General features: G+C 72.1%; 9 protein-coding genes. 4 read left to right on the forward strand and 5 right to left on the reverse strand.

What is annotated here, in order from left to right:
• Positions 1–91: 91 nt before the first annotated feature.
• Positions 92–670, reverse strand: a complete 579-nt coding sequence (locus tag ACZ7OY_RS26225) for a hypothetical protein (RefSeq protein WP_471913624.1) — start codon at positions 668–670, stop codon at positions 92–94.
• A gap of 140 nt (positions 671–810) precedes the next feature.
• Positions 811–1,296 (reverse strand): cupin domain-containing protein, encoded by a 486-nt coding sequence (locus ACZ7OY_RS26230; protein ID WP_471913625.1) that lies wholly within the window; start codon positions 1,294–1,296, stop codon positions 811–813.
• 230 nt (positions 1,297–1,526) lie between these two features.
• Between ACZ7OY_RS26230 and ACZ7OY_RS26235 the strand changes: the two genes are divergently transcribed.
• On the forward strand, positions 1,527–1,964 hold the full coding sequence (locus ACZ7OY_RS26235) for a DUF5958 family protein (protein WP_471913626.1): 438 nt from the start codon (positions 1,527–1,529) through the stop codon (positions 1,962–1,964).
• Positions 1,965–2,074: 110 nt separating this feature from the next.
• On the opposite strand, the gene ACZ7OY_RS26240 is transcribed toward ACZ7OY_RS26235, so the two are convergent.
• The 3 genes from ACZ7OY_RS26240 to ACZ7OY_RS26250 all read right to left on the reverse strand — a co-directional run bounded on the left by ACZ7OY_RS26240 (position 2,075) and on the right by ACZ7OY_RS26250 (position 8,163).
• Entirely contained in the window at positions 2,075–3,640 is a 1,566-nt protein-coding gene (locus tag ACZ7OY_RS26240) for an alpha/beta hydrolase (RefSeq protein WP_471913627.1), read from the reverse strand.
• Positions 3,641–3,776: 136 nt separating this feature from the next.
• Complete coding sequence (locus ACZ7OY_RS26245; RefSeq protein ID WP_471913628.1) at positions 3,777–5,321, reverse strand: alpha/beta hydrolase; 1,545 nt, start codon at positions 5,319–5,321, stop codon at positions 3,777–3,779.
• A gap of 73 nt (positions 5,322–5,394) precedes the next feature.
• Positions 5,395–8,163 carry a lysylphosphatidylglycerol synthase transmembrane domain-containing protein gene (locus ACZ7OY_RS26250; protein ID WP_471913751.1) on the reverse strand — a complete coding sequence of 923 codons (2,769 nt, stop codon included), beginning with the start codon at positions 8,161–8,163 and terminating at the stop codon, positions 5,395–5,397.
• Positions 8,164–8,350: 187 nt separating this feature from the next.
• On the opposite strand from ACZ7OY_RS26250, the gene ACZ7OY_RS26255 reads away from it, so the two are divergent.
• The 3 genes from ACZ7OY_RS26255 (at position 8,351) to ACZ7OY_RS26265 (ending at position 16,355) form a co-directional block, all read left to right on the forward strand.
• Positions 8,351–8,737 carry an MGMT family protein gene (locus ACZ7OY_RS26255; RefSeq protein WP_471913629.1) on the forward strand — a complete coding sequence of 129 codons (387 nt, stop codon included), beginning with the start codon at positions 8,351–8,353 and terminating at the stop codon, positions 8,735–8,737.
• Positions 8,738–9,064: 327 nt separating this feature from the next.
• Entirely contained in the window at positions 9,065–12,520 is a 3,456-nt protein-coding gene (locus ACZ7OY_RS26260; protein WP_471913630.1) for an ATP-dependent helicase, read from the forward strand.
• Positions 12,521–12,788: 268 nt separating this feature from the next.
• Positions 12,789–16,355 carry a UvrD-helicase domain-containing protein gene (locus ACZ7OY_RS26265; RefSeq protein WP_471913631.1) on the forward strand — a complete coding sequence of 1,189 codons (3,567 nt, stop codon included), beginning with the start codon at positions 12,789–12,791 and terminating at the stop codon, positions 16,353–16,355.
• Positions 16,356–16,360: the final 5 nt, after the last annotated feature.

The raw sequence follows: 16,360 nt of genomic DNA on the forward strand, positions 1-16,360 counted from the left end.
GTCGTTCTCGGTCGGCGTCGGCCAGCCTCGCACGGCCCGGAGACGGCCCGCGCTTCGCCGGACCGACCGTCCTCGTAGCCGTCTCGCGGGCTTACAGGTCGATGCGGGACACACTGTCGCCGCGCCTGACGACGACGTGCGCCGGCCGAAACGGCAGACCGCGCAGCGTCGGCTCCATGACCTCGAAGAGAGCGTCTGCATCCGGTCCGTAGGCATAGAGCACAGCCTCGCCCGCGCCGAACTCGTTGCCGTCGAACTCCCCGACCCCGGCCTCTTCGATCGTTGCCGCCATCACCTCCTCGGCGTCGTAGACCTGCTCTCGCTGGTCGGCGTCGCCGAAACCGCCGGCGGCAAGCCGGAAATGGGCAATCACGGCGTGCTCGTCATCCCCGCTGTCCGGCACGTTGGGTGTCTCCATGGCGGACACACTCTCATCGGGCTCTGACATCGCCTGCCTCCACTGGGGCCGCCGGGAATTGGCGGCGCGACCTCTTCTCAGCAGCCGAGCGTGGGCAGTTGGGTTGTCAGTGGCTGCGTCTATGGTCTCAAGCGCGCGGTCGGCTTCCGGGGGTTCCAGCTCCGTAGGGATGGCTGCATCCCTGGTCTGCCTGGGGGTGGCTCGGAGATTCGTCCGGGACCTAACCGGCGACTGGGCTTCGTCGATGGCCAAGCAGTGACCTGCCAGCGCCGACCGCGCACCGATTTCGTTCCGTGCCGACGGAAGGTGCACGTTTTCCCGACGGCGCACGCCGTATTACGGAGGTTGCTGTACTCCGCTGCTGTGCCGTCGCGCCACCGCTGCGGGACGTGTCAGTCGACGAGGTACTGGTCGTGCCTGTGCAAGAACTCGGCGCGCTCCGCCTCCGTGGCGTCGCCCATCTCCGACATCTGCTCGAAGAACTCCTCACGCGGTGCGCCCGGCGTGAAGAGCAGCAGCATCTCGGCCAGGCTGTCGGAGTCGTTACGGAAGGCGTGCAGCCCGCCCTGCGGAACGAGCAGGAAGTCACCCTCCCGCGCGTCGAACCACTTCTCGCCATTGAACAGGCGGACGGTCCCACCGAGGATGAAGAAGGACTCCGAAATGGTCCGGTGGAAGTGCGTCGGGGGGCCATCCGCCTTCGCCCCCAGGACGACCCGGTAGAGGCCGAACTCACCGTGCGTGATGTCGCTCGTCGCAAGGTAGCGGATGCGCATGTCGTCTCCGGGGCCGCCGACATTCGTCGCAGTGTCGGCCGGAAGGAAGTGCGCGTTGATCTCGCCTCCATCGCCGAAGTACACCTGCTTCGGGTACGACATGCCAACCATCCCCTTGGGCGCTCCGGAGGCCAGAGCTAGAGGTCGCGCGTACCTCTCCATCCTGTGCACAGCATCCGGGGTATGCCATTCGGGGGACGGCCATCGATCGCCGGGGCGTGGTCGCAAGTGATCGTCGATTGTGCGGATCATTCAGAGCCTGCGCATAGGCATGCGGTCGGCGTAGCGACTTTGGCCGAAGGGCACGCAAAACCGGGCTGCTCAGGGAAGTTATGGCGCGTACCGTCAGCCTGAAACCATGGGGGTGGAAGCCGGTGTTGTATGCGCACGAGGTGATCCTGAACGAACTCGCGCAGGGACTCAGGCCGACGGCTGAGGGTGTCGAGTGGTTCGAGGGCCTCTCGGAGGACGACCGACGGAAGGTCTTGCACGCGCTGGTGTTGTTCTGCGGACAGGCCCGTGCCCGCGAGGACGACGTGCCGGAGAGCATCGCACGTTCCGGCATACGCCCCACCCACACGCCGGCGGTGATGCTCACGAAGTGGCGCTTCGGCATGGATCAGCTTCCGGCCTACGAACTCACCAAGTCGTTCCGTCTGCTCGTCGCCCTGTTCGGCATCGCCGACACCCGCAGGCGCAGGCTGTACTGCGCCGCAGGGTGCGGCCATGCGTGGCACAACCTGCGGGATCTCCCACAGGACGCAACCTAGGGTGAATGTTTGCCGGAAGCCCACGGCCCCGACCGACTCGGACGCCGTGGGTTTCGTTCGTGGCCGGTCGGCCGTGTCCTCGGCGCCGCCGTCGGCGGGCCCCGCCGTCCTCAGGAGCAGGTCTTGCCGTCCTTCGGCACGGTTCCCTTCAGCAGGTATGCGTTCACCGTCGAGTCGACACAGCCGCTGCCGCTCCCGTACGCCCCGTGGCCCTCGCCCTTCCAGGTGAGCACCACGCCGACGCCCTTGCCCAGTTCGTCCGCCATCCTGCGCGCCCCCTCGTAAGGCGTCGCCGGGTCGCCCGTGTTGCCGACCACCAGGACCGGCGCCGCACCCGGCGCGCTCACCTCCGGGGTGTCGTACTGTCCGGCGACGGGCCAGTCGTGGCACCAGCCGGCCGTGTCCCAGCCGAGGAAGTCCCCGAAGACGGGCGAGATCCGCTCGAACTCCGACAGCCGCTTCTTCGTCTCCTCCAGCGTGGGCCGCTGCTTGTCGTCCAGGCACGATATGACCCGCTGGGAGTGGGTCGTCGTGCCGTAATGACCCGATCCTTCCCGCTCGTTGTAGCCGTCGGCGAGCGCCAGCAGTCCGGTGCCGTCGCCCTGCTGCGCCTCGTTCAGCGCGCTGGTCAGGCTCGGCCAGCCGGCCTCGCTGTACAGCGGCAGGACGATGCCGGTGACCGCCAGCGACTGGGTCAGCTTGCGCCCCGAGGAGGTCGGCAGCGGCGTGGTGTCGATCCGCGCGAGCAGGTCCGCGATCTTCCTTGTGCCCTTCTGCGGGTCCTGGCCGGTGGACTTGAGGTAGTCGTCCAGCGCGCGCTGGAAGCCCCGGGTCTGGTTCTCGGCGTGGCCCACCGTGTCGGCACTGGGGTCGACGACCGCGTCGAGGATCAGCCGCCCGACGTTCTTGGGGAACAAGTGGGCGTAGACACCGCCGAGTTCGGTGCCGTAGGAGATGCCGAAGTAGTGCATCTTCGCGTCGCCGAGGACCTGGCGCATCAGGTCCATGTCCCGGGCGGTGTCGGTGGTCGAGACGTGTGCCATCAGGTCGCCGGCGGCCTTCTTGCAGCCCTGGCCGAAGTCGGTGGCGTCCTGGAAGTACGCCTGCTCCTCCGCGGGGGTGTCGGGCGTCACGTCGATCGACTCGGCCGCCTGGATCTGCCGGTCGCCGCGGCAGCGCACCCCGCCGCTGGCACCGACCCCGCGCGGGTCCCAGCTCACCAGGTCGTACCGCTCGCGCAGCGCGGACACGGTGGAGGCGTACGCCGGCATCGTCGACACCCCCGAGCCGCCGGGGCCGCCGAAGTTGAACAGGAGCGAGCCGATGCGGTCCCCGCCGCGGGCCTTGGTGCGGATGACCGCCAGACCGATCGTCCGGCCCTCCGGCTTCGCCCAGTCCAACGGCACCTTGAGCCGCGCGCACTGCCAGTCGTCGCCCGGTGCGGGGGAGCCGGCGGTGGCCTTGCAGCGTCCCCAGTCGACCTTCTGGGACGTCAGTGACGCGGGCAGCGCGGGCGTCCTGGCGGAGGTGTCGGGCGAGGACGGTCCGGAGGACGCCGTGGCTCCGCCCGTGCCCGTGTCGTTCTTGTCGTTGCCGGACGACGAGCCGCTGCTGCAACCCGCCGCCAGAAGTGCGGCGGCGGCCCCCAGTGCTGCCCAGCGTGCCATTCGAGCCATCCGTGTGATCCCCCCAGGCAGGCCGTCCGCATCGAACAGCGCACGGCGGTCAGGCCATACTAGGCGGAGCGAGCCCAGCCCGTCGGACCCTGTGGATAACCATCTGACCTGCTGCTTTGCTGACATGGGTGGCATCTCAGGAGCACACGGTCCCGGCCGCGGGCACCTTTCCCCGCAGCAGATAGTCGTTCACCGCGCCCTGCACGCACTTGTTCTTGCTGTCGTATGCGCCGTGCCCCTGGCCGTTGTACGTCAGCTCCACACCGACGCCCTTGCCCAGCGCGTCCGCCATCCTGCGCGCCCCCTCGTACGGCGTGGCCGGGTCGCCGGTGTTGCCCACGACGAGGATCGGCGCGGCTCCGGGGGCGTGGACGTCCGGGTGGTCGGCTGCTCCGGCCACCGCCCAGTCGGTGCAGTTCATCATGCCCCAGGCCAGGAAGTCCCCGAACAGCGTTGAGGCGGCGCGGAATTCGGGCAGCTTCCCCTGCACGTAGTCGGCGGTGTAGCGGGGCTTGTCGTCGGCGCAGTTGATGGCGACGTTGGCCGGGATGATGTTGCTGTAGTCGCCGTCGGTGCTGCGCCCGTTCATCGCGTCGGACAGCAGCATCAGGATCCTGCCGTCGCCGTCGTACGCGTCCTGCAACCCCTCGGTGAGGTACTCCCAGAAGTCCTTCGAGTAGAGGGACTGGGCGATGCCGTTGGTCGCCGCCGTCTGGGTCAGGTCCCGCGGCAGGATGCCGGGGATCGGCTTCTTGTCGAGGTCCTTGAGCAGGGCGGCGATACGGTCCTTGACGTCCTGGGGACTGTCCCCGACCGGGCACTCCTCGGCTTTCGAGGTGCAGTCCTCGGCGTAGTTGTCGAGCGCGAGCTGGAAGCCGGCGGCCTGCCCGAGCGAGCTCTGCTCCGCGTTCTGAGTCGGGTCGACGACCCCGTCGAAGACGGCGCGGCCCACGTTCTTGGGGAACAAGTGGGCGTAGACGCCGCCGAGTTCGGTGCCGTAGGAGATGCCGAAGTAGTGGAGTTTGTCGTCGCCGAGGACCTGGCGCAGCAGATCCATGTCGCGGGCCGCGTCGGTGGTGCGGACATGCGGCAGCACGCGCTGGGAGTTCTTCTCGCAGGCGGCGTTGAACTGCCGGGTGTTCCTCAGGAAGGCGGCGCGCTCGGCGGCGTCGTCCGGGGTGGCGTCCTGCTGGAAGTACCGGTCGAGCTGCTGGTCGTTCTCGCACTTCACTCCGGCGCTGCGGCCCACCCCGCGCGGGTCGAAGCTCACCAGGTCGTAGCGGGTGCGCAGGGCGGCGTAGTCCTCGCCGAAGGCCGGCAGGGTGCTGACGCCCGAGCCGCCCGGCCCGCCGAAGTTGAACACGAGCGAGCCGATGCGCTCGCTCTGCGGGCCGCTCGTCCTCGCTCTGATCAGCGCGATGTCGATGGTGTCGCCCGTGGGGTCGTTCCAGTCGAGGGGGGCCTTCATCGTGGCGCACTGCCACGCGTCGCCGTCCGGCAGCGGGGAGGGCGCCGTACCGCCGCCCTCGGCCTCGGACGGGGCCGGGCAGTCCTGCCAGTCGAGCGTCTGGGCCGCCAGACCTCCGTCCGTGGGGTCGCCGCTGCAGCCCGCCAGCACCGAGGACAGCAGCACGGCGGAGGCGGTCAGCGCGGCGGCACACGGCCGGGAGAGGCTGGGCATGATCCCATCGTGCTTCCGCGCCCGCCCTCGCGCGCGGAAGCACGGGCCGTACGAGGTACGGCGGCCCTCACCGTCAGAGCGAGCCCCGGCGCGACAGATGGTTGAACGCCAGCCATCCGGGCAGCACCGGCAGCCACAGCGTCAGCAGCCGGAACAGCAGCACGGCGGGCGCGGCGACCTCCTTGGGGAGACCGACGGCGATCAGGCCGACCGTCAAGGTCGCCTCGACCGCGCCCACACCGCCGGGCGTCGGCGCCGCGGACCCGAGCGCGTTCCCGGCGAGGAAGACGACGGCGACACTGGCGATGCTGACCGAGACCGAATCGCCGCCGAAGGCCCGGATCGACGCGTCCAGGCACATCACGAAGCAGAAGGTGAGCAGCAGCATGCCGCCGATGCCGGTGACCAGCTTCTGCGGCCGCTGGAGCACGTCCAGCATGCGGGGCACGACTCCGGCGAACAGTGACCTCACGCGCGTGACGATGAACTTCCGCAGGAGCGGCACGGAGGTCACCACGAGCACGAGCACCGCCACCGTCAGCAGACCGGCGATGACCGTCCGGGACGGCGACAGCGACGGCGTCTTCTCGGTGCCGGTCAGATAACCGAAGGACAGCAGCATCAGGATGTGGCAGCCGAGCCCGAACAGCTGCGACGCGCCCACGCTCGCCACCGCCAGTCCGGGCCGCACCCCCGCCCGTTGCAGGAACCGTGTGTTGAGGGCGACACCGCCCACCGCGGCCGGAGCCACGATCTTCACGAAGGACCCGGCCACCTGGGCCGCCACGGTGCGCAGGAACGGCACCCGCTCCGGCACGAACCCGAGCAGGCTCATCGCCGCGGCCACATAGCTCAGCGCCGAGAACAGCACCGCCGCGACGACCCAGCCCCACTGGGCGTCGGAGAACACCGTCGCGAACTCGATGTGGGTGAGCTGCGTCAGCAGGAAGTAGGCACCGATGGCGCCCGCGATGAAGCTGATCAGAGTGCGGGGCCGTACCCGTTCGAGGCGGGCCGGTTCGACCGGTGCCTGCGGTCTGATCCGCAGCACCTGGTGCCGGATCTGGGTGAGCAGATCCTCCTCGCGCGCCTCCTCCAGAGCCTCGTCGATGGCTCTCTTCTCGGCCCGCTGCTCCGCTCGTACGGTCTTCTTGTCCTGCTTGTCGGACACCGCGGGCACGGTGTTGTCCCCGGCCGCCTCCAGACGGTCCTGCTTGGCCTGCCGGGACGCCTCCAGGACCGCCTCGCGTTCGCGGTGCGCGCGCTCCCGGGCCAGTTTCCGCAGCGTCGCGCGCGTGGAGCGGGTCAGCGCGATGGGCTGGAGCATCGGCAGACAGTCGGCGACGGCGTCGGGGCCGAGGACGCCCACCGCCGAGGCGACCGCGCGCTCCGCGCCCGCCCGCAGTCCGAGCGTGGTCACGAGCTGGGCGACGTCCATGCGCAGCAGCAGATCGCCGGCCGCGATCTCACCACCGCGCAGATCGGTGAGGATGACCTTGCCGGAACGATCCACCAGAATCGCCTCGCCCGACAGCCGTCGGTGCGCGATGCGCCGCGACTGAAGTGCCTGCACCTGATGCCAGGTGTGGTGCAGCAGCTCGTCGGTGATCTCCTCGTCGGCCAGCGAGTCGAGGGTGCGCCCGCCGGTGTGCTCGTAGACGAGCATCACGGCGTCGGGGCCGAGTTCGGAGGTCGCGATCAGCTTGGGCGCATTGGCGCCGGCGGCGATGGCCGCGTACGCGAGCAGCGCCTCCTGCTCCAGCGCCTGGCGCAGCGACTGGAGACTGCTGCGGGTGGCGAAGCCGCGCAGCGTCAGGTTGCGCCAGGCGCGGTAGAAGAAGCCCTGCGCCTGCTGCTCCCGGTCGACCACCGTGACGTCCAGCGGCGGGCCGTCCTCCAGGGTGACGAAGTAGCGCCGTCCGCGGTCGCCGTTCTCCGTGGTCTCGGAGACGTCCTCGCGGGCCGCGCTGACCGGGTGGAAGCCGACGGTCCGCAGCCCTGCCATCAGCGTCCGCCCGGTGGGACGGACGTTCGGCGAACCGACCGCGTAGAGCGTTCCGTAGGCCACGGTCCAGCCGATCAGCACCGTCAGGATGATCGAGAACGGGGTCGTGTAGCCGGTGACCAGCATGGAGAACGCGTCGAGGAGCAGCACGATCCACAGCACGGAGCGCCAGCGCGGTCTGCGGGACATGCCGACGGCCGTCATGTACGCGATGACGGGGGCGAGATAGCCGTGCACCGGGTCGGTCAGGGCGTGGATGTCGCCGGGGGAGGGCTGGGTGAGCGCCTCCTGGATCGAACCGGGAGCGCCCTTGGCGACCCACAGGTCGGTGGCGAGGGTCACCCCGTGCGCGAGGACCGCCGCCAGAACGCCGTCGGCGATGCGCAGCCCGTCCCGTTTGATCAGCCGCTCGATCGCGAAGGCGACCGGCACCAGCAGGATCGCGATGCTGGACGCCAGCCCCGCGATTTTGATCAGCAGATCGGGTGCCTGGCCGGTGCCCTTGTTGATGTCCTGTTCGAGCCCCGAGGTCGTCCCGTGTGCGAATGCGGAGACCGCCAGCAGGACGGCGATGGCGAGCACGCCCACCAGCAGCCGCATGAGGTCGGAGGGGCGGTGCACGCGCGCGGGGAGCAGCGGTTCGTCGCCCTCGACCGCGTCGGCGTGGGCCTCGTCGTGGTCACGGTCCGCGGCGGGCCGCCTACCGGCCGCCCCCGTGCTGTCCTCGCCGCCGTCGGCGGCGTCCGCCTGCTTCCGATAAGCGTCGGCGGTGTCCGGGCGCGACGCAGCGTCAGAGGTGCCCTCCGCGTCCTCGGGGTGCACACCCTGCTGCTTCATCATCTCTTCTTGGTCTCGTATCACCGGTTCACCGCCCGCACGATGGTGGCACGCCGCACCGACACACGGGGGCATCAGGGTGCAAATGTGAGGGCGCACAGTCTGCCTCAAGCCTCGTCCCAGGGCGAGAGTCACGCATGGTCGCGAGACCGTCGCACTGTCGGTGGGATGCGGCAGGATGGGACGAATGAGCGAGCAGAGCCTTCCGGAGGACGCCCACCCGGAGTACGCGGACGCGCTGCCGGAATACGCCGAGCGGGTCCTCGAGGTCGCCGAGTTGATCCCACCCGGACGTGTCATGACCTACGGGGACGTCGCCGAATGGCTGGAGGAGGGGGGTCCGCGCCAGGTCGGCCGGGTGATGTCCCTCTACGGCGGAGCCGCGCCGTGGTGGCGTGTCGTGCGCGCCGACGGTGTCCTGCTGCCCGGCCACGAACTGCGGGCGCTCGACCACTACCGCGCGGAGGGAACACCGCTGAAGGCGGCGAGCAGGGCCGCCCAGGGCCATGTGCCACGCGTCGACCTGCGACAGGCACGCTGGGACGGCGGTGAACGTGCGGATGGTCACACCTGACAGCTTCCGCCACGGCAGTGGCCCGGGGGAAACCCGTGGCCCGTACGAGGGAGGCCGGGCACGCCCGCCGCATGCCGTACGTTCGTGAGGCGAGGGGCGTGCGCGGCGCACGGGCCGCGAGGGTCGCGAGCGCTGTGCGGGAAGAACAGGAAGCCCTGCTTCCGCGGCATCCGTCGGCGTAGCGTCGCCTGCACGCGTCCCCCTCACCCCGCGGACACCGCCCACCACGCGTGAGGCGCCCGCCCGTGACCCGACGACCACCGTCGCGACGGCGTACCGCGCCGACCGCGACAGCCCCCAGCACACCCACCAGGACCGGCGAACCACGTGAGCTCCTCTTTCTCCACCGAACACCTGCCGCACCCCGTGCGGCAGGGGAGCCGTGGCGCTTACCGACTGGTCCGTACCCCGCCGGCGCGACCGCAGCCCCCTCGACTGGACGCTGCCCAGCGCGCCGTGGTTGACCACACGCGCGGACCACTGCTCGTCCTCGCCGGTCCGGGCACCGGCAAGACCACCACCCTCGTCGAGTCCGTGGCGGCCCGGGTCGCCCGGGGCGACGATCCCGCGCGCATCCTGGTGCTCACCTTCAGCCGCAAGGCCGCCGTCGATCTGCGGGACCGCATGGCACAGCGGGTCGGCGCCGCCCGCGCGCCGCAGGCGACCACCTTCCACTCCTTCTGCTACGCCCTGATCCGCGCCCACCAGGACAGCGAGCTCTTCGTGGAGCCGCTGCGCCTGCTCTCCGGCCCCGAGCAGGACGTCGCCGTCCGCGGGCTGCTGGCCGGGCAGGTCGACCTGGAGCGGCTCGGCCTCGCCCATGTGCGCTGGCCGGACGAACTGCGCGCCTGTCTGACCACCCGCGGTTTCGCCGACGAGGTCCGCGCGGTCCTCGCCCGCAGCCGTGAGCTCGGCCTGGGGCCCGGGGCCCTGGAGGCCTTCGCCCGCCGCATCGGCCGCCCCGACTGGCGGGCGGCGGCCGCCTTCCTCGCCGAGTACCTCGACGTCCTCGACCTCCAGGGCGTGCTCGACTACGCGGAGCTGGTCCACCGCGCGGTGCTCCTCGCCCGCCGTCCCGAGACCGCCGGGCGGCTCGCCGCGCAGTACGACGCGGTCTTCGTGGACGAGTACCAGGACACCGATCCGGCCCAGGTCCGGCTGCTGCACGCCCTCGCCGGCGGCGGCCGCACCCTGGTCGCGTTCGGCGACCCCGACCAGTCGATCTACGCCTTCCGGGGCGCGGACCTGAGCGGCATCCTCGACTTCCCCCGGACCTTTCCGCAGGCCGGCGGTCACCCGGCCCCGGTCGAGGTCCTGCGCACCTCCCGCCGCTCCGGTGCCGCACTGCTGGCCGCCAGCCGGCTGCTGACCCGCCGGATGCCGCTGACCCGCCTTCCGGCGGAGAAGGTGCGCGCCCACCGCGAGCTCACCGCGGTCCACGAGGGCGGGCGGGTCGAGGCCTACACGTATCCGACGGCCGGCACCGAGCTGGACAACATCGCCGACATCCTGCGCAGAGCGCACCTGGAGGACGGCGTGCCGTGGGGCGAGATGGCGGTGCTGGTGCGCGCCGGCGCACGCGTCATCCCGTCCGTCCGCCGTGCCCTCACGGCCGCGGGCGTCCCACTCGACATCGACGGCGACGACCTTCCGCTGCGGCACGAGCCGGCGGTGGCTCCGCTGCTGACGGCGCTGCGGACGGTGGCGGCGGCGGAGGCCACGGGACGCGGCGGCGACGTACACGACGTACACACGGACGATCTCCGGGAGCAGGAGCAGGAGCAGGAGCAGGAGCAGGGCCGGGAGTCGGATTCGGAGCCGGAGCCGGCATCGGCATCGGGCGAGGGCGAGAGGGAGGGGCCGGAGGCGGAGTCCGGGCTGGAGACGGGTGCGGATGCCTGCTGGCTGGGCACCGAAGCCGCGCTGACCCTGCTCACCTCCCCGCTCGGCGGAATGGACGCGGCTGACCTGCGCCGACTCGGACGGGCCCTGCGCGAGGAGGAGCGGGCGGCGGGCAACCCCGTGCCGCCGCCCTCCGACGAGCTGCTCGCGCGGGCCCTCGCCGAGCCCGAACGTCTGGTTGCGCACGACCCGGCGTACGCCCGCGGCGCACAGCGACTCGGCGCGCTCCTGAGGAAGGCCCGGGAGCGGCTCGCGGGCGGCGGAAGCGCCGAAGAGGCGCTGTGGGACCTGTGGGAGGGCACCCCGTGGCCCGGCCGTCTGGAACGGTCCGCGCGGCGCGGCGGCGCGGCCGGCCGCAACGCCGACCGTGACCTGGACGCCGTGTGCGCGCTGTTCGCGACCGCCGCGCGCGCGGAGCAGCGCACCGGGGGCCGGGGCGCGCTGAACTTCCTGGAGGAGATCGAGGCCGAGGACATCGCCGCCGACACGCTCACCCGTCGCGCCGTGCGCCCCGACGCCGTCCGGCTGATGACCGCGCACCGCTCCAAGGGCCTGCAATGGCGCCTGGTCGTCGTGGCCGGCGTCCAGGAGGGACTGTGGCCGGACCTGCGCCGCCGCGGCTCCCTGCTGGAGGCCGACCGCATCGGTCGTGACGGACTCGCCGAACCGCTCACCCCCGGCGCGCTCCTCGCCGAGGAACGACGGCTGTTCTACGTGGCCGCCACGCGCGCGAGGGAACGCCTCGTCGTCACCGCGGTGAAGGCCCCCGCCGACGACGGCGACCAGCCCTCCCGGTTCCTCACCGAGCTCGGTGTGGAACCGAGGGACGTCACCGGCCGCCCCCGCCGCCCGTTGTCCGTCGCCGCGCTCGTCGCCGAACTGCGCGCCACGACCGTGGACCCGCGGGTCTCCGAGGCGCTCAGGGAGGCCGCCGCCGGCCGACTGGCCCGGCTCGCCGCCCTCGCCGACGACGACGGCCGGCCGCTGGTGCCGTCCGCGCACCCCTACCGCTGGTGGGGCATGTTCGAGCCGACCGAGAGCAAGGTGCCGCTGCGCAACCGCGACCATCCCGTCGTGCTGTCCGGCAGCGCCCTCGACCAGCTCGCCAACACCTGCGCCCTGCAGTGGTTCCTGGGCCGCGAGGTGAAGGCCGACACGCCCGCGAGTGCCGCGCAGGGCTTCGGCAACGTCGTGCACGTCCTCGCCGACGAGGTCGCCTCCGGGCACACCCCGGCCGACCTCGACGTCCTCATGGAGCGCCTCGACTCGGTGTGGAACGCGCTCGCCTTCGACGCGCCCTGGAAGTCGGCGCAGGAGAAGGAGAACGCGCGCGTGGCGCTCGAACGCTTCCTGAAGTGGCACGTCATGGACCGTGCCGGGCGTACGCCGATGGCGAGCGAGCACGACTTCGACGTCACCCTCGGGGCGGGCGACTACGAAGTGCGCATCCGCGGCCAGATGGACCGCGTCGAGAGCGACGCGGAGGGCCGCGCCTACGTCGTCGACTTCAAGACCGGCAAGCAGACACCCAGTGCGGCCGAGGTGGCCCGCCATCCCCAGCTCGCCGTCTACCAGCTCGCCGTCCGCGAGGGCGCGGTGGACGACGCCTTCGCCGGTGCCCGTCCCGAGCCGGGCGGCGCCGAACTCGTCCAGCTGCGCCAGGGCGCCGCGAAACGGGACGGCGGCGAGAGCCTGCCCAAGGTGCAGGCGCAGGAGTCGCTGGCGGGGCCGGAGGGGGAGTGGGTGGGAGACCTGCTGGCCGCGGCCGCCGGCAAGGTCCTCGACGAACGCTTCACCCCCACCGCGGGCCAGCACTGCACGCACTGTTCCTTCCAGGCCTCGTGCAGCGCGCGTCCCGAGGGCCGGCACGTGGTCGAGTGACCCTCGCCCGCGCACCGGGCCACCGTGTGGCGCCACACCCCGAGCGCGGCGCCACACCCCCAGTGCCGCACCGCACCCCGAGCGCCGCACAGCCGCTGTGACGCACCGCACCGCAGGCGGCGCGACGCACCGCGCGGCCGCCCTGTGACGCACCCCCTGTGACGCACCCCCTGTGACGCACCGCACCACCCGTGCTGACCTGCGCTTCGTGCTCGTCCGAGCGTCGATCGGGCCTCCACTGTCAGTGCCCACGGCTAGCCTCTTTGACGTGCCCGCCAGCATCACCGACCCCGAGCAGCTCAAAGAGCTCCTCGGCATCCCGTTCACCCCGGAGCAGACGGCCTGCATCACCGCACCGCCCGCCCCGCAGGTCATCGTGGCCGGAGCCGGGTCGGGCAAGACGACGGTGATGGCCGCACGCGTGGTGTGGCTGGTCGGCACAGGCCAGGTCGCCCCCGAGCAGGTCCTCGGCCTGACCTTCACCAACAAGGCCGCCGGCGAACTCGCCGAGCGCGTGCGCAAGGCACTGATCAAGGCGGGCGTCACGGATCCCGACGTCATCGACCCGGACCACCCTCCGGGCGAGCCCGTGATCTCCACGTACCACTCCTTCGCCGGCCGTCTCCTGACCGACCACGGCCTGCGCATCGGACTCGAACCGACCACCCGCCTCCTCGCCGACGCCACCCGTTACCAGCTCGCCGCCCGCGTGCTGCGCGAGGCCCCGGGCACCTACCCCGCGCTCACCCGTTCCTTCGCCGACCTGGTCGGCGACCTCCTCACCCTCGACGGCGAGCTCGCCGAGCACCTCGTGAGCCCCGAGGACCTGCGCGCGTGGGACACCGGACTGCTGCGCACCCTGGAGAGCGCCAAGCTCACCAACGTGGAGCTGCGCAAGGTCCCCGAGACGGCCGCCGCCCGCCGTGAGCTGGCCGGCCTGGTGCTGCGCTACCGGGCCGCCAAGCGCGAGCGCGACGTGCTCGACTTCGGCGACCAGATCGCCCACGCTGCCCGGCTGGCCCTGCTTCCCGAGGTGGGCCGCGTGCTGCGCGACGAGTTCCGCGTGGTGCTCCTCGACGAGTACCAGGACACGTCGGTGGCCCAGCGCATCCTGCTCTCGGGTCTGTTCGGCGGCGGCACCGGCCACCCGGTGACCGCCGTCGGCGACCCCTGCCAGGCGATCTACGGCTGGCGCGGTGCCTCCGTCGCCAACCTCGACGACTTCCCCGAGCACTTCTCCCACGCCGACGGCCGCCCCGCCACCCGCCAGGCCCTCAGCGAGAACCGCCGCAGCGGTGGCCGCCTCCTCGACCTCGCCAACGGCCTCGCCGAGCCGCTGCGCGCCATGCACGCGGGCGTGGAGGCGCTGCGTCCGGCCCCCGGCGCCGAACGCGACGGCACGGTCCGCTGCGCCCTGCTGGGCACCCACGCCGAGGAGATCGACTGGCTCGCCGACTCCCTCGCCCACCTCGTACGGACCGGGACGGCTCCCGGCGAGATCGCCGTCCTGTGCCGTACGGCCGGCGACTTCGCCCTGATCCAGGGCGCCCTCGTCGCCCGGGACGTGCCCGTCGAGGTGGTCGGCCTGTCCGGACTGCTGCACCTGCCCGAGGTCGCCGACCTCGTCGCCGTCTGCGAGGTCCTCCAGGACCCGGGAGCCAACGCGTCGCTGGTCCGTCTGCTGACCGGTCCGCGCTGGCGCATCGGCCCGCGCGACCTCGCCCTCCTCGGCCGGCGGGCCCGGCTCCTGGTCTCCCACGCGCGCGTGGGCGCCGACGGCGACCCCGACCGCAGGCTCGCCGAGGCCGTCGAAGGGGTCGACCCCGCCGAGGTGACATCGCTCGCGGACGCCCTCGACACGTTCCTGGAGACACCGCTGAACGGCGTCGGGGACGACGACGGGCTGCCCTTCTCGCCCGACGCGCGCGTACGGTTCGCCCGTCTCGCCGGCGAGCTGCGCGAGTTGCGCCGCTCCCTGTCCGATCCGCTCATGGACGTGCTGCACCGCGTCCTCGCCGTCACCGGCCTGGAGGTGGAGCTGTCGGCGTCCCCGCACGCCCTGGCCGCCCGCCGCCGTGAGACCCTGTCGAACTTCCTCGACGTCGCCGCCGCCTTCGCCGCGGGGGACGGCGAGGCCTCCCTGCTGGCCTTCCTCGGCTTCCTGCGCACCGCCGCCCAGTACGAGAAGGGCCTCGACAACGCCCTCCCCGGCGGCGAGAACACCGTCAAGGTGCTCACCGCACACCGTTCCAAGGGGCTGGAGTGGGATGTCGTCGCGGTCCCCGGCCTGGTCACGGGGGCCTTCCCCAGCGACCGGGGCCGGGAGAAGTGGACCGCCCAGGGGAAGGTGCTGCCGCACGAGCTGCGCGGCGACGCCGACACCCTGCCCGACATCGACTCCTGGGACTCCCGCGGGATGAAGGCCTTCCACGAGGCCATGAAGGAGCACCAGCACACCGAGGAGCTCCGCCTCGGGTACGTCACCTTCACCCGCCCCCGCTCCCTGCTGCTCGGCTCCGGCCACTGGTGGGGCCCCACCCAGAAGAAGCCCCGCGGCCCGTCCGGCTTCCTCCAGGCCCTGTACGACCACTGCGTGGCCGGGCACGGCGAGATCGAGGCCTGGGCGGACGAGCCCGAGGAGGACGAGGAGAACCCGGCCCTGCACCGGGCGACCGCCGACCAGGTGTGGCCCCTCCCTCTCGACGAGGCCGCCCTCGCCCGCCGCCGTGCGGCCGCGGAGACGGTCCTCGCCGGGCTGGAGGTCCTCGCCTCGCACGGGGACGGTCACCCCGCGGTCGCGCACGACCCCGACGCCGCCGACGACCCGGACTGGCCGGCCCTGCCGGAGGCCGACGAGCCGCCCCTCCTCGAGGAACCTCCCTACGACGACCACGCACCCCTCTACAAGGACGGCGACCCCTTCGACGAGGACACCTTCGAAGGGGACACCCCGGACTGGGACACCCACGACTGGGACACCCCCGACTGGGAGTCACTGGCCACCGACCGCCCCGCGCCCATGAGCCGTCCCACGCCCGCGGACCGCCCGACGGTCCCGCACCAGGCGACCGCCCCGGAACCCGCGCAGGCCGGGCACCGAGCGGCTCCCGGGCACGACGGGCTCCCGGAGCGCAGCCACCTCACCCCAGAGGAAGCCCGTACCGTCGCCTCCTGGGACCGTGACCTCGGCGCCCTCACCGACGAGCTGCTGCGCGCCCGGCAGAGCGTCAGGGACGTCCCCCTGCCCATGACGCTCACCGCGTCCCAGCTGCTGCGCCTGGCCGCCGACCCGGAGGGGTTCGCCCAGGAACTCGCGCGCCCCATGCCGCGCCCCCCACAACCGGCCGCGCGCCGGGGCACCCGTTTCCACGCTTGGGTGGAAGCGCGCTTCGAAGAGTTGACGCTGCCCATGCTGGAGCCCGAGGAGCTGCCCGGCGGCGAACACGACATCGCCGACGAGCACGACCTCCAGGCGCTCAAGGACGCCTTCGAGCGCACCGAGTACGCACACCGCACTCCCTACCGCGTCGAGACCCCGTTCCAGCTCACGCTCGGCGGACGCGTCGTCCGGGGCCGTATCGACGCCGTCTACCGGCACCGCGGCGCCGAGGGGACGACGTACGAGATCGTCGACTGGAAGACCAGCCGCACCCGCACCGCCGATCCGCTCCAGCTGGCCCTGTACCGGCTCGCCTGGGCCGAGCAGCAGGGCGTGCCCCTGGAGTCCGTCACGGCCGTCTTCCTGTACGTCCGTGACGGCGAGGTCGTACGGCCCGACCGGCTCCCCGACCGGGCCGCACTGGAGCGTCTGTTGGCCGAGGAGCCGTCCGTGTGACGAAA

The sequence above is a fragment of the Streptomyces sp. NPDC107559 genome, assembly GCF_055657365.1.

Coding starts and splice junctions, on each gene's coding strand:
- ACZ7OY_RS26230 (WP_471913625.1), bottom strand. CDS start 1,296: ATGTCGTACCCGAAGCAGGTGTACTTCGGCGATGGAGGCGAGATCAAC.
- ACZ7OY_RS26235 (WP_471913626.1), top strand. CDS start 1,527: ATGGCGCGTACCGTCAGCCTGAAACCATGGGGGTGGAAGCCGGTGTTG.
- ACZ7OY_RS26240 (WP_471913627.1), bottom strand. CDS start 3,640: ATGGCTCGAATGGCACGCTGGGCAGCACTGGGGGCCGCCGCCGCACTT.
- ACZ7OY_RS26245 (WP_471913628.1), bottom strand. CDS start 5,321: ATGCCCAGCCTCTCCCGGCCGTGTGCCGCCGCGCTGACCGCCTCCGCC.
- ACZ7OY_RS26250 (WP_471913751.1), bottom strand. CDS start 8,163: ATGAAGCAGCAGGGTGTGCACCCCGAGGACGCGGAGGGCACCTCTGAC.
- ACZ7OY_RS26255 (WP_471913629.1), top strand. CDS start 8,351: ATGAGCGAGCAGAGCCTTCCGGAGGACGCCCACCCGGAGTACGCGGAC.